This is a genomic window from Kitasatospora sp. NPDC023120 (assembly GCF_055560835.1).
Map to the genome: position 1 here is coordinate 1 of NZ_JBVHHY010000025.1, position 12618 is coordinate 12618.

The 12618-nt window shown below is 70.9% G+C and carries 15 protein-coding genes and 1 pseudogene; 11 read left to right on the forward strand and 5 right to left on the reverse strand.

All coding sequences use genetic code 11. The annotated features are described in order from the left end of the window. Positions 1-1118: 1118 nt before the first annotated feature. The gene (locus ACZ3TI_RS30695; protein WP_465731927.1) at positions 1119-1673 is read right to left on the reverse strand and encodes a MarR family winged helix-turn-helix transcriptional regulator; all 555 of its coding nucleotides are present in this window, start codon (positions 1671-1673) and stop codon (positions 1119-1121) included. A gap of 117 nt (positions 1674-1790) precedes the next feature. Here ACZ3TI_RS30695 and ACZ3TI_RS30700 point away from each other — a divergent pair, with 117 nt between their 5' ends. After that, positions 1791-2366, forward strand: a complete 576-nt coding sequence (locus ACZ3TI_RS30700; protein ID WP_465731929.1) for an NADPH-dependent FMN reductase — start codon at positions 1791-1793, stop codon at positions 2364-2366. A gap of 425 nt (positions 2367-2791) precedes the next feature. Here the strand turns inward: ACZ3TI_RS30700 and ACZ3TI_RS30705 are convergent, their stop codons facing one another. Further along, positions 2792-3433 carry an alpha/beta hydrolase gene (locus ACZ3TI_RS30705; RefSeq protein ID WP_465731931.1) on the reverse strand — a complete coding sequence of 214 codons (642 nt, stop codon included), beginning with the start codon at positions 3431-3433 and terminating at the stop codon, positions 2792-2794. Between ACZ3TI_RS30705 and ACZ3TI_RS30710 the strand changes: the two genes are divergently transcribed. After that, positions 3330-3644 carry a nuclear transport factor 2 family protein gene (locus ACZ3TI_RS30710; protein ID WP_465731933.1) on the forward strand — a complete coding sequence of 105 codons (315 nt, stop codon included), beginning with the start codon at positions 3330-3332 and terminating at the stop codon, positions 3642-3644. The genes ACZ3TI_RS30705 and ACZ3TI_RS30710 overlap by 104 nt on opposite strands. An 18-nt stretch (positions 3645-3662) precedes the next feature. Here ACZ3TI_RS30710 and ACZ3TI_RS30715 read toward each other — a convergent pair whose 3' ends face one another. Then, positions 3663-5498, reverse strand: a complete 1836-nt coding sequence (locus tag ACZ3TI_RS30715) for a glycoside hydrolase family 15 protein (protein WP_465731935.1) — start codon at positions 5496-5498, stop codon at positions 3663-3665. Positions 5499-5561: 63 nt separating this feature from the next. Continuing rightward, complete coding sequence (locus ACZ3TI_RS30720) at positions 5562-5954, reverse strand: aldo/keto reductase (protein ID WP_465732158.1); 393 nt, start codon at positions 5952-5954, stop codon at positions 5562-5564. Between the two features lie 657 nt (positions 5955-6611). Between ACZ3TI_RS30720 and rpmB the strand changes: the two genes are divergently transcribed. The 9 genes and pseudogenes from rpmB to ACZ3TI_RS30765 all read left to right on the forward strand — a co-directional run bounded on the left by rpmB (position 6612) and on the right by ACZ3TI_RS30765 (position 11865). Next, entirely contained in the window at positions 6612-6848 is a 237-nt protein-coding gene (gene rpmB / locus ACZ3TI_RS30725) for a 50S ribosomal protein L28 (protein ID WP_465731937.1), read from the forward strand. Further along, on the forward strand, positions 6848-7153 hold the full coding sequence (rpsN, locus tag ACZ3TI_RS30730) for a 30S ribosomal protein S14 (RefSeq protein ID WP_465731939.1): 306 nt from the start codon (positions 6848-6850) through the stop codon (positions 7151-7153). Before rpmB ends, rpsN begins: the two co-directional genes overlap by 1 nt. Then, entirely contained in the window at positions 7150-8322 is a 1173-nt protein-coding gene (locus tag ACZ3TI_RS30735; protein WP_465731941.1) for a CobW family GTP-binding protein, read from the forward strand. The genes rpsN and ACZ3TI_RS30735 overlap by 4 nt, the downstream gene beginning before the upstream one ends. A 16-nt stretch (positions 8323-8338) precedes the next feature. After that, positions 8339-8608 (forward strand): 30S ribosomal protein S18, encoded by a 270-nt coding sequence (gene rpsR, locus ACZ3TI_RS30740; protein WP_465731943.1) that lies wholly within the window; start codon positions 8339-8341, stop codon positions 8606-8608. A gap of 9 nt (positions 8609-8617) precedes the next feature. Further along, positions 8618-8782 (forward strand): 50S ribosomal protein L32, encoded by a 165-nt coding sequence (rpmF, locus tag ACZ3TI_RS30745; RefSeq protein WP_465731945.1) that lies wholly within the window; start codon positions 8618-8620, stop codon positions 8780-8782. Positions 8783-9160: 378 nt separating this feature from the next. Beyond that, positions 9161-9958 (forward strand): annotated as a pseudogene (istA, locus tag ACZ3TI_RS30750) (IS21 family transposase); the annotation flags it as partial. A 470-nt stretch (positions 9959-10428) separates the two neighbouring features. Continuing rightward, the gene (locus tag ACZ3TI_RS30755; protein WP_179852994.1) at positions 10429-10827 is read left to right on the forward strand and encodes a carboxymuconolactone decarboxylase family protein; all 399 of its coding nucleotides are present in this window, start codon (positions 10429-10431) and stop codon (positions 10825-10827) included. After that, positions 10827-11036, forward strand: coding sequence for a hypothetical protein (locus ACZ3TI_RS30760; protein ID WP_465731947.1), 210 nt, complete (start codon positions 10827-10829; stop codon positions 11034-11036). Before ACZ3TI_RS30755 ends, ACZ3TI_RS30760 begins: the two co-directional genes overlap by 1 nt. Before the next feature lie 223 nt (positions 11037-11259). After that, positions 11260-11865, forward strand: coding sequence for a 2'-5' RNA ligase family protein (locus tag ACZ3TI_RS30765; protein WP_465731949.1), 606 nt, complete (start codon positions 11260-11262; stop codon positions 11863-11865). Positions 11866-12214: 349 nt separating this feature from the next. On the opposite strand, the gene ACZ3TI_RS30770 is transcribed toward ACZ3TI_RS30765, so the two are convergent. Beyond that, the gene (locus ACZ3TI_RS30770; protein WP_465731951.1) at positions 12215-12580 is read right to left on the reverse strand and encodes a hypothetical protein; all 366 of its coding nucleotides are present in this window, start codon (positions 12578-12580) and stop codon (positions 12215-12217) included. Positions 12581-12618 lie beyond the last annotated feature (38 nt).

Here is a 12618-nt window from a genome sequence, read left to right on the forward strand (position 1 = left end):
GCCGCAGGTCCCGCAGCGAGCGACGCGATGCGCAACCGCTACGCAACACGGCAGGCCATCCCCGCGGAAGAGGCGTAAGGCTGCTCGGACAGACTTGAGCCGGGCCGGGAAGGGCCGTACCCGATCCACCAGGCCGCACGACTCATCGCCGACATACGCCTGTCTCCCCGCTCCGCACTCTCCCCAGGCCGTTGAACGGCCCAACCAACTGGGGAACCGAGAGCGGGCCTGGTCGTTTTCGGGGATCCTCATCAACGGGGAGCCGGTGCGGAAGGAGACAGGGGAATGGAGGGCATCGGTGCGGTGGCCGATGGCGCCAATGTTGCCCCGCCCGGCTGCAAGAGGCGGGTGCGGCTCGCCACGTCGGTCACCTCCATTACTCACGTCCAGCCGGGGGAGCGGGGTGGGACCACAGATCACTCCTCCCGTAGCCGCTCGAATAGGGGCGAGCCGGATACGGGGCAGCAGACCACAGCCGAAGTACGGGTCGCGAGACCAGGAGCTGCGGGCCAACTCGATGTCGCGTTCGGCCGAGCAGAGCACCGGCTCACGGAAGCAAGGGCGCGCTCCCGCGGCGAGTGCCTCGGTCTCGATCGCGGCGACTGCCTGGTGCCACCAAGAGGCCGGGAAGCCGGTGAGCTCGACAGCGGCGCTCGCGGTGGACCTGCTGCAGGAGAACGTGCTCGGCCTGCGACCGTCTCAACAACTCCGCGTGACGGTCGCCGTTCCTGTCCTCCGCCGCCCTTGGGTGACGGCATCGTGCCCCGCTCCGCCTCACGGACTGGTGACCGGGTATCTGTAGGCTCGCCGCACCCAACGGAGGTGGCAGCGCGGCGTCGAGCGAACGACATCACGCAGTACCGGTATTGGTCCGAGCGCCAAGTCCGAGCACTCGAACGCGATAACGGGATCCCGCTGGGCCGCTCGTGGCGGATCACCGCGGTAAGCACGCCCGACTCGATCTCCGGCATCCCACTTCCAGCGATCACATTTCAGGGCCGCGAGGCGCGCGAGCGAAGCCGCCTATCGGGTATGCCCCGCCCGAGCTTGGCGACCGTGGCTGAGTTGTGCCCCCGCTTGAGGTTCGAACCCGACCGGCCGGTGCCGCATCTCGGATGTCAGGACGATGGGCGGCCGGGCTTCGCGCTGCCGGCCATGGCGGCCGAGTCGCAGATGTCGGCGTCGGCCTCGCAGGGCTGGGCCCCCGGTTCGACGTTCAGCGCACTGCGCGCGATCTGTCGGAGCAGGGCGCGGAATGTCTCGCGCTCGTTCTCATCGATCGCGGTGAGAAGGGCGTCCTCGGCCTCGCGTACCTGGCCCTGGAGGTGCCGCAGGGTGTCGACGCCGTGGCCGGTCGCGACGATCCTGCGCCGTCGCCGGTCGGAGGGGTCGAGCCTGCGCTCGACCAGGCTCGCCGCGACCAGGTCGTCGAGCAGGTAGGTCATCACCGTGCGGTCGATCCGCAGATAGCCGGCCAGGGCGAGCTGGTTCGGCCCGTCGCCCTCGACCACGGCGGCAAGCGTCTGAAAGCCGCGCGCGCCCTGAGGTACAGCCTCCAGCGCTGAGGAGACGGCGGCCCGGTGGGCGCGCGCCACCACCATCAGCGAGAACCCGAAGTCCTCGGTGAGGTCGGCGCACCCGGCCGCCGGCCCGGTCGACATCTCGGTGCCCATGAAAGGAATGATATCCGGCGACTCTTTGTTGAGTAGATCGTCTGCTCGGCAGACGATCTACCGGGCAGCGTACCCCGAGGTGCCATGCACCTGCGTACGAGGAAGGCAAGGCCTGTCATGCTCAAGATCGGCATCATCCTCGGCAGTACCCGCCCCAACCGCAACGGCGAACAGGTCGCCCGGTGGGTGCTCGACATCGCCTCGCGCCGCGGCGACGCCCGGTTCGAGCTCATCGACCTGCGTGACCACCCACTGCCGCACCTGGACGAGCCCCTGCCGCCCTCGCTCGGCCAATACCGGAACGAGCACACCCGGCAGTGGGCGGAGAAGATCGCCGGGTTCGACGGGTTCGTCATCGTGACACCGGAGTACAACCACGGCATCCCCGGCGTGCTGAAGAACGCCCTGGATTTCCTCTACGCCGAGTGGAACAACAAGGCGGTCGGCTTCGTGTCCTACGGCGGAGTCGGCGGCGTCCGGGCGGTGGAGCAGCTGCGCCTGGTGGCGGGCGAGCTCCAGCTGGCCGACGTGCGCCAGCAGGTCACGCTGTCGTTGATCACCGAGTTCGAGAACTACCAGGCCTTCAAGCCCGGTGACTACAACCTGCCCGCTCTGAACACGATGCTCGACCAGGTCATCACCTGGGCCACCGCGCTCGCGCCACTGCGGGCGGCCGCGGTTCTGGCTTCATGAGCCCCCGCCCGGCCCGGTACCCCCGCAAACGGGCGCCGACGCCGAGCGGCGGCTCCGCAGTGGACGATGCGACAGCGGCAGACCGGCCCGGCGACCGCGAGGGCATGGGGCTGGCCGCCGACACCGGAGCGGTGCCGGTGAGCGGTGCGGCGGCTGGTTCAGCGGGCCAGCTCGGCGGCGTCCTCGATGACGTCGGCCACGACTCAGGGGCGGCTGATCATGACGACGTGGGAGGCGCCGTTGACCTCCACGGCGTGGGAGTCGGCGCGCTGGTACTCGTACCGTTCGAGGGCCAGGGGAGGGACTTGTCGGCGGTGGCGACCATGCCCAGGCGGGGATGCTGGGCAGGAACGGGTGAGCCGCCGGTTCGGTGCGGGCGCGAACCGACGGCTGGGCGTGGCGGCCGGGGAGCCGCTCCCGTGCGGTCAGTGGCCGGCGGCCTGCTTGATGAGGTCGGCCACGGCGTCGGGCCGTGAGATGTAGACGGAGTGGCTGCCGGGCACCTCGACGGTGTGGGCGCCGGCCCGCTCGGCCATGGTGCGCTGCGCGGGCGGAGGGATCATGCGGTCGTCGGTCGCGACCAGGTACCAGGCGGGCTTGGTGCGCCAGGCGGGCCGGGACACGGCTCCGTTGAGGGCGTCGACGCCCCAGGGAACCTGGGAGTCGGCCATGAATGCGGCGAGGTCCGAGGGGACGTCCCCGGCGAACGAGGCGGCGAACTTCTCGCGGTCCAGGAACAGGAAGCCGTCCCGGGGCGGGGGGATGGGCGGCACCGGGGCGCCGGGCGCGGGGTCCGCGATCAGGGTGCTCACCGACTCGCCCTTGTCGGGGGCGAACGCCGCGATGTAGACGAGGCCGGTCACCTTCTCGTGGTTGCCGGCCTCGGTGATGACGACGCCGCCGTAGGAGTGGCCGACCAGGACGGCCGGCCCGTCCACGGCGTCGAGGACCCGGGGGGTGGCGGTGACGTCGCCCTCCAGGGACAGGGTCGGGTTCTGCACGACGCTGACGCGGTACCCATCCTGGGTCAGCTGCTCGTACACCCCCTGCCGCCCGGAGCCGTCCACGAAGCCGCCATGGACGCTGGCCGGCGACCGCGCGACGGGCGAAAGCTACTGCCTGGCCCACCACATCTCGTCCGGCGAGAACGCCGAGCGCACCATCATGATCGCGTCGATCCGCTATCTCGACGAGTTCGTCAGGCAGGACGGCGCCTGGTACTTCGCGGAACGCCGCCTGATGGTCGACTGGACCGAGACCCGCCCCTCCAATCCCTGAGGACGAGCGGAATCCGCGTCAGCCCAGCGCGCGGTCGAGGTTGAAGGCGGCGCTGATCAGCGAGAGGTGGGTGAAGGCCTGGGGGAAGTTGCCGAGCTGTTCGCCGGTCGGGCCGATCTCCTCCGCGAACAGACCGAGGTGGTTGGCGTAGGTGAGCATCTTCTCGAAGGCGAGCCGGGCCTCCTCCAGCCGGCCCGCGCGGGCCAGCGCCTCCACGTACCAGAAGGAGCAGATCGAGAAGGTGCCCTCGGGGCTGTGCAGGCCGTCCGGGCTGGTGGCCGGGTTGTAGCGGTAGACCAGCGAGTCGGAGACCAGGTCCGCGGTGAGGGCGTCCAGGGTGGAGAGCCACTTGGGGTCGGTGGGCGAGATGAACTTGGCCATCGGCATCATCAGCAGCGAGGCGTCCAGCTCACCGTCGTCCAGGGCCTGGACGAACGCGCCCCGCCGGGCCGACCAGCCGCGCTGCATGATCTGCCGGTAGATCGCGTCCCGGGACTGCCGCCAGCGGGGCAGGTCGGCCGGGAGGCCGCGGCGGTTGGCCATCCGGATCGCCCGCTCCAGCGCCACCCAGCACATCAGCCGCGAGTACACGAAGTCCCTGCGGCCCGCACGGGTCTCCCAGATTCCCTCGTCGGGCTGATCCCAGCGCTCGCAGAGCCAGTCCGCCACCGCGCCGACCTCGTCCCAGCGGTCGCTGCTGATCGGCTGCCCCCACTTGTCGTACAGGTAGACGGAGTCGATCAGGGCTCCGTAGATGTCCAGCTGGAGCTGGCCGGTGGCGGCGTTGCCGACCCGGACCGGTGCGGAGCCGAGGTAGCCCTCCAGGTGCGGCAGCTCGTACTCGGGCAGCTCGCTGCGCCCGTCGATGCCGTACATGATCTGCAGCGGGCCGGTCGCACCGGTGCCGCGCAGGATGCCGCGCTCGCCGAGGAACCCCATGAACGCCTCGGCCTCCGAGGTGAACCCCAGGCGCAGCATGGCGTAGATGCAGAAGGCGGCGTCCCGGACCCAGACATACCGGTAGTCCCAGTTGCGCTCGCCGCCGATCCGCTCGGGCAGGCTGGTGGTCGGTGCGGCGATGATCGCGCCGGTCGGCGCGTAGGTGAGCAGCTTCAGCACCAGTGCGGAGCGGTTCACCATCTCCCGCCACCGGCCGTGGTAGCGCGACCCGGCCAGCCAGTGACGCCAGAACCGGACGGTCGCCTCGGCCTGCTCCTGCGCCTCGGCACGCGGACAAGACCGAGGGGCGACGGCGTCGCCGAGCTGGTCGAGGGCGAACACGTTGGACTCGCCCTCGAGGAGCTTGAAGTGCGACCACACGTCCAGGCCGTCGCTCTCCAGGGGTGCGGTGGCGGTCAGCGCGAGCGTCAGTGACGGGGATCGGAACACCGCCTCGTGGCCTTCGAGGTGCGTGGTGTGCGCTTCGGCGCCGTAGCCGAAGCGCGGGGCGATGCGCGCCCTGAAGGGGAGGGTGCCGCGGACGCAGACCACCCGCCGGATCAGCCGGTGCCGGGCCGCCTCGCGCGACTCGTCGACCACAGGCATGAAGTCCTGGATCTCCGCCACCCCGTCTGCGGCGAAGAACCGCGTGATCAGCATGTTCGTGTCGGGGAAGTAGAACTGTCGGGTGCGGGTCGGGACCTCGGCGGCCAGCTCGAACGACCCGCCCCGGTCGGCGTCGAGGATGGACCCGAAGACGCTGGGCGCATCGAAGCGCGGGCAGCAGTACCAGTCGATGGTGCCGTCCGTGCCGACCAGGGCGGCCGTACGAAGATCGCCGATCAGGCCGTGTTCGGAGATCGGTAGGTAGCGGCAGCTGTCCGCATGCTCGAAACCAGTCGTGTCGAACGCCATCTGGGCCTCCCTGCCGCTGCGGCGCGGGCCTGGAGATGAAGCCTTGCTTTTCATGCTAAATCGCTACTCGAGGCGCGGCTCCGGCGGAGCCGGGAACGCCCGGGCCAGCTCCTTTCGTGACGCCTGGTCGAGCCGCACCGACGCGGTGGTGAGGTTCTCGGCCAGGTGGGTGCGGGTACGGGTGCCGGGGATCAGCAGGATGTTCGGGGCGAGGTCGAGCAGCCAGGCGAGGGCGATCTGCGCCGGGGTGGCCCCCAGCCGCCTGCCCCGCTCGGTGAGGACGGGACTGGTCAGGATCTGGTTCTGGAGGCCGCGCGGCCAGCCGAGGGGGCAGAAGGGGACGAACGCGATCCCTCCGGCGGTGCACTCCTGGAGCACGTCGAGGGAGCGCTGGTCCGCGAGGTTGAAGAGGTTCTGAACGCAGACGATGTCGGTCCGGTCGGCCGCCCGCAGCAGGTGGTTCGGCGCCTGTCTCGTCGCGCTGGGCGGCGACCTTGCTGACGATGGCCAGGCCGTCCGGGTAGGGGTGGAGCGCCTCGCGGATCAGCTCGTTGACGACGCCCGGGCCGTCGCCGTGGCGAACGCGACCGCCCGTACCCACCGCACATCGGATGCGGCGGCACGGGACGTGGCGGTGCGGGCGGAAGTGGACATGGCCGCCCCATCATGGCAGGCCGCCGTCCCCGGCCGGCCGGATCCGGTCTGGGATGTATGGGCCGGCCGGCACCGGGTCGGCCGCTCCGGGGCGGCGGAGAGTCTTCGGCGTGGACATCTCGGAAGGGTGAGGTGGTGGGCATGCCGGGCGGATGGCTGGACCGGCTGGGCGGACATGCGGTGGTCGTGGGTCCGGTGGCCAGGGACCGCGTGGTCTGATCGGCGCCCGCACGGTGGTAGGTGTAGCCGGTGCCGGCGGTGGACCGGAGTTTGATGACCGGGCGGAGTTCGTTGCGGGCCACGGGTCCTTCCTGGTTGGGCGCTGTTGACGCGTCCCCACTATAGAGAAATGAAATCCATTTTCATCTAAGCTAGTGTGAGCCAAGCTTCCGGGATCGTCGCGCCGACCTCGGGGGCGTGGCCGCCTGTCCGCCGCACGATCCGCAACGGAGCCATCCCATGTCCGCCCACTGTCAACTGACCGGCCGCAAGCCGGGGTTCGGTAACGCGATCTCGCACTCGCACCGGCGCACGCGTCGCCGCTTCGATCCCAACATCCAGCGCAAGCGCTACTGGCTGCCCAGTGAGGGCCGTTACGTGCGTCTTACGCTCAGCGCCAAGGGCCTGAAGACCGTCGACGTCATCGGCGTCGAGGCCGCCGTCACCCGCATCCGAGCCCGAGGAGAGAAGGTCTGATGGCCAAGCAGAGCAAGATCGCCAAGAACGAGCAGCGCCGCCGGATCATCGCCCGGTACGCCGAGCGCCGAGCCGAGCTCAAGCGCGTCATCGCCCACCCCGCCAGCACCCCGGAGGAACGCGCCTCCGCCCAGCGCGAACTCGCCCGCCAGCCGCGCGACGCAAGCGCCACCCGCGTCCGCAACCGCGACACCGTGGACGGACGCCCGCGCGGCTACCAACGTGCCTTCGGCCTCTCCCGGATCAACCTGCGCACCATGGCCCACGCCGGACAGCTGCCCGGTGTGCGGAAGTCGAGCTGGTGAGCGCCGTGCCCGAACACGTCAGGCTCCCGGTCGTGGTGGTGGCCGGACTGCACCGCGCCGAACGCCGCCGCGCCGTCCAGGAGTTGCTGGACGGCAGCGTCAACGCAGTCGTCCTCCACCACGACCTGCGCGACGCCTCGCGCCGCACCGTCCACCGCGAACTGCGCGACACCAACGGCGTGTACGACACCGCCGAGCTGCCACTGACCAACGACTGCGCCTGCTGCGCCCTGCGCGAGGACATGCTGCCCGAGTTGGTCGGAATCGCGGAGGCTGGGCAGCACGGCCTGGCAGTCGTGGAACTGTGGGGCGGCAGCGATCCGCACCCCGTGGTCGAGGTGATCGCGGGCGGGGAGGTGGACGGCCGGCCGATGGAGGAGTTCATCGAGCTCGCGGGCGTGGTGGTCGCCGTCGACCCGGACCGGCTGCTCGGCGAACTCTCCGTCCCCGACGAGCTGGCCGAGCGCGGCGAGCACACCTCCCCGGACGACACCCGCACCCGCGCCGAGGCGCTGGCGCACCAGATCGAGTACGCCACCACCCTCGCGGTCGCCCGCGGCGGCGCGGCGGGACTCGCGATGCTGCGCCAACTGCACCCGACCGCCCGCCGGGTGCTGCTCGGCACCGGCGAACTGCTACGCGCGGCGCTCGGCGGCTTCGATGTGGCCGCCGCCCGCGACCGGGTGAACCCGGCCATCGCGCTGCTGCCGCAGGCGGCGGACGAGGGCGGTGTGGCCACCGTGGTGTGGGAGCGGCGCCGTCCGCTGCACCCGGGCCGGTTCCACGAGGCGCTGGAGCTCCTCGTACCGGCAGCCCAGCGCAGCCGGGGACGGTTCTGGCTGGCCAACCGCCCCGAGCTGATGCTCGCCTGGGATGCCGCCGGGGCCAACCTCGCCGTGGAGGAGTGCGGTCCGTGGCTCGCCTCGCTGCCGGACGCCGCCTGGGAGCTGTACCCGCCCGCGCGGCGGGCGGCCGCCGCGCTCGACTGGGACCCGGCCCACGGCGACCGCATCCAGCAACTCGTCTTCATCGCGGAGGGGTTGGACACGGAAGGGATCACCGAGCTGCTCGACTCCTGCCTGCTCACCGACGCCGAACTGATGGCAGGCGAGCCCGGCTGGAAAGCCCTGCCCGACGCTTTCGAGGACCTGCTCGACCCCGTCTCCTGACAGAACGGAAACCGCGATGGCCAAGCGCCCCGCCGGCGGACGCCCCGCCAAGCCCCGCCCGAATCCCCTGATCGAGGCCGGGATCACCTACATCGACTACAAGGACACCAATCTGCTGAGGAAGTTCGTCTCCGACCGAGGCAAGATCCTCCCCCAGCCTTCGGCCGGGAGGTGCCCCCATCGCCGTGTCACCCGCCTCACCGTCCAGCAGCAGCGGGCCACGGCCACGGCGATCAAGAACGCTCGTGAGATGGCCCTCCTTCCCTACGCCTCCCCTACCCGTTAGGAGCCCGACATGGCCGTACCCAAGCGGAAGACGTCACGCAGCAACACCCGGCACCGCCGTGCCCAGTGGAAGGCGAGCGCACCCCAACTGGTGGCGATCACCGTCGAGGGGCGCGAGCACCTCGTCCCGCGCAACCTGGTCAAGGCGTACGAACGCGGACTCCTCACGCCCTGAGCCGCTCCGCAGGCCCGGGCAGACCGCAGTGCCGGCTGCCGCCCCGCCTCGGCGTGGTGCTGGAAGCGGAGGACCCGTCAGCCGCAGACCGGACGGGCACGGATCCGCGGCTCAAGGACGGCCGAGTGAGGTATCCCGGTGAGTCGGCGGAGTGCCGGGCGGCTCGCGCGCCGCGGCTGGAGCGGGAGATCGAGCTTCGCCGTTCACGGCTCCGCTCGACCGGCTCGACGGCCCCGTCGAACACCTCACCCAGCACATCAACGTCGCGATCGCGGTCTCGGCGACAGGTGAAAACTGACCGCTGAACGGCGGATCAAGGGTGACCCACCTCGCGATCGTCTGATCATCCTGATCTTCATTGAGGGTCAGGAGGAGAGGGTGATTTCCGTGGAGGACTGGGCTGAGATCCGACGGCTGCACCGGGCCGAGCAGATGCCGATCCGGGCGATCGCCCGGCATCTGGGCATCTCGAAGAACACGGTGAAGCGGGCCCTGGCCACGGACCGGCCGCCGGTCTACCAGCGTCCGCTGAAGGGCTCGGCGGTGGATGCGGTCGAGCCCGCCATCCGCGAGCTGCTGAAGCAGACCCCGACGATGCCCGCAACGGTGATCGCCGAGCGGATCGGCTGGGAGCGCGGGATGACGATCCTCAAGGAACGCGTACGCGAGCTCCGGCCGGCCTACCTGCCGGTCGATCCGGTCTCCAGGACCGTCTACCAGCCCGGCGGGCTCGCCCAGTGCGACCTGTGGTTCCCGCCGGTGGACATCCCGCTCGGCTACAGCCAGTCCGGCCGCCCGCCGGTCCTGGTCATCGTCTCGGGCTACTCCAGGGTGATCACCGCGAGGATGCTGCCCTCGCGGCAGACCGGCGACCTGATCGACGGCCACTGGCGCCTGCTCGCCGACGACTGGGGAGCCATCCCCAAGACCCTCGTCTGGGACAACGAGGCCGGAGTCGGCAAGGGCAGGCTGACATCCGAGTTCGCCGCGTTCGCAGGCCTGCTCGCCACCAGGGTCCACCTCTGCCGGCCCCGCGACCCCGAGGCGAAGGGCCTGGTCGAGCGCGCCAATGGCTACCTGGAGACGAGCTTCCTGCCCGGACGCACGTTCAGCGGCCCCACCGACTTCAACAGGCAGCTGAGCGCCGTCGGGCGTCGTGAGACCTCACGTACGGTGGCAGGCTGGAGCTGGTACGGCGGAGGCTTCCGCACGGTCGGTTCGCCTGTGGCCCGAACCGATCTGTCCTGCGTCTTCCGGGCGGAACGTGGTCAACCGCCCCCAGCCGGCTGCTGCCACCGCAGCCGAACCACGACACGAACTCCTCCGCCACGGTCCCTGGTGCATGGCAACCGAGCGGTGCCGGCCTCGACAGATGCGTCCCCGGACGCGGGTGCCAAGGGCATCCTCGGGAGTATCGCGCTCGGCGACCTGGCGCTCCTTTCGAGCGGTGGTCAACGACCATCGCGGCTGACATCCTGGAAAGGAGGGCACGCCGTCGTCCGCGACTGTCGGGAACGACGGGAAGAGGGCGCATCTTCCCGGTGAATACGCGGCATGCGGGCGGCAGGGTCCGGCCTCCGGCAGCCTGCGGTCCGCGTCGGCTGGGCTGGACTGGGCATGCGAAGCCCGGGATGGAGGACATCGCCATGGCCACCGCGATCAACCGTGGCGAGATCGAGGCCGACATCAAGGAGACGCTGGGCCTCGTCCCGCACTTCTTCAGCAAGATCCCCACCGAGCTGCTGGGCCCGGAGTGGGAGATCTTCAAGCGGATCGAGCTAGGGGAGACGCTGATCCCGAACAAGTACAAGGAACTGATAGGCGTCGGGCTGCACGCCGAGACGAAGTGCAAGTACTGCAGCCTGTTCCACACCGAGGCCGCGAAGCTCTTCGGAGCAACGGACGAGGAGATCCAGGAGGCCGTCCACTACGCCAAGGCCAGCCTCGGCTGGAGCGCCTACATCAACGGCATGCAGGAGGACTACGACCAGTTCGCCGCCGAGCTGGCCCAGGTCACCGACTACGTCCGGTCCAAGGCGGCGTAATGCAGCTGGAACGGGTGCGGCCCACGGTGCTGCGCGGCACCTTCCACGCGTACGAGCTGGCCGCCCTGACCGCCGCCGCCCGTTACGTGGTCGAGGCCGCACCCCCCGACATACCCGCCGAGTCGCTCCAGCAGTTGGAACAACTGCTCGCCGCGTACGACGACCAGGTCCGGAACCTGCCGAATCCCGCGCCACAAGGAGGCACGTGACCGTTGCGCACCACCGGCAACCCCGTCGGGTGGTCGTCCCGGTGCTCGCGGGAGCGACCACTGACCAATCAGGTGGGGTGGACTGCGCGTTCTCGGAGAGGACCTTACGGCGCCGGTGCCGTCCGGTGGCGGACCGGCACGTCGGGGTGCACACCGCCGGTCCGTCGGCCACCACGGGGTGCCCCGAGCCGCCGGTCCCGGTGCCGGTGGTCACCATGGAGGGGTGGACGGACATCCGATCGACGTTGCGGGAGTCCTGGACGTCGGACCGACACCCCGGACGGCGCTTGCCTGGTTGCCGCCGGCGGAACTGTGGCGGGCCGTCCAGCGGATCAGGGCGGAGCACGATCCACAGATCCGCCGCTGGCCGCCGCACGTCAACGTGCTGTTCGGCTTCGTCCCGGAGTCGGACTTCGGGCCCGCGCTCCCGCTGCTGGGCGCCGCCGCGGCCGAGCACGCCCCGTTCAGGGCCCGTCTGCACGGGGTGCGCCACTTCTCCCACCACCACGACGCCACGGTCTGGCTCGACCCGGCGGGCGGCGGCCCCGGCCCGTGGCGGGCGCTGCACAGCTCGCTGGTGGAACGCTTCCCCCGCTGTCGGGGTCGGGCGGACGACTTCACGCCCCACCTGTCCTTGGGGCGGACCCGGGACCCGCGCCGGCTCGCGCCCCAGCTGGCTGCCCGCCTGGGCACCACCTCTGCACGGGTTACCGAACTCACCCTCCTCTCCCGCCGGGGCGACGGCCCGATGCGGGCCCGGTTCACGGTCGAGCTGGGTACGGGCGAGGTCCGGCCGCTGCCGGAGCTGCCGGACCTCGGGCCCGTGTGACGGTCCGGGCGTCCGTGAGGACAGCCGCGGGTGCGGGTGTCCGGCGGGCTGCGGTGCGGCGGTGGGCGAGTTCGGCCGAACCCGTGCCGACCGGCGGTGTCCCGCGCGAGGATGTGCGCCGTCGAATGCCCTGTGCCGGTGCCGGCGGTGAGGGCTGAGCCGGCGGGGCCGGGGCCGGTGCGTCGTGGCGTCGGCGGACACGTCGCCCGGTCGCCGGGCGAAGGCACGTCGGGAGGCAGGCCGCCACCCGTTGGATGGTGGCCTGCCTCCCGGCGGTTCGCGTACCGGCCTGCGGGCGCTTCCGGGCCCCGAACCGGCGGGCAGGAGTCGGACGCGCTTGTCGGCGGGGCTACTTGACGTAGATGGAGGGATTGCCGAAGACGCTGTAGCCGACGGGGCACTCGACCTTGTTGTAGTGCAGCCGCCAGACCACGCTGGGCTGGGGCTGGTCGGCTCCTCCGCTCCAGTGGCGATTCCCGTCGGTGCACTTGATGCCGATGCGGACGCGGAAGTTCTGGCACGAGAAGTGAGCACGGCCGCGGCCGCCGGAGAAGTCGGACCAGTAGCTTCCTCCGTTGGGGCAGCCGTAGCTCGCCGTTCCGGCCGGGTTCGGCACGGACGCGGCCCGGGCCGGAGCGAGAGGAAGCAGGGCGAGCCCGGCCGTCAACGCGGCAACGGCGCCGGCGGAGATCTTGCTGCGGACAGTGGTCAACACGGTGGTCTCCTCTGAGGCGAACTGTCACTCGGGCACGG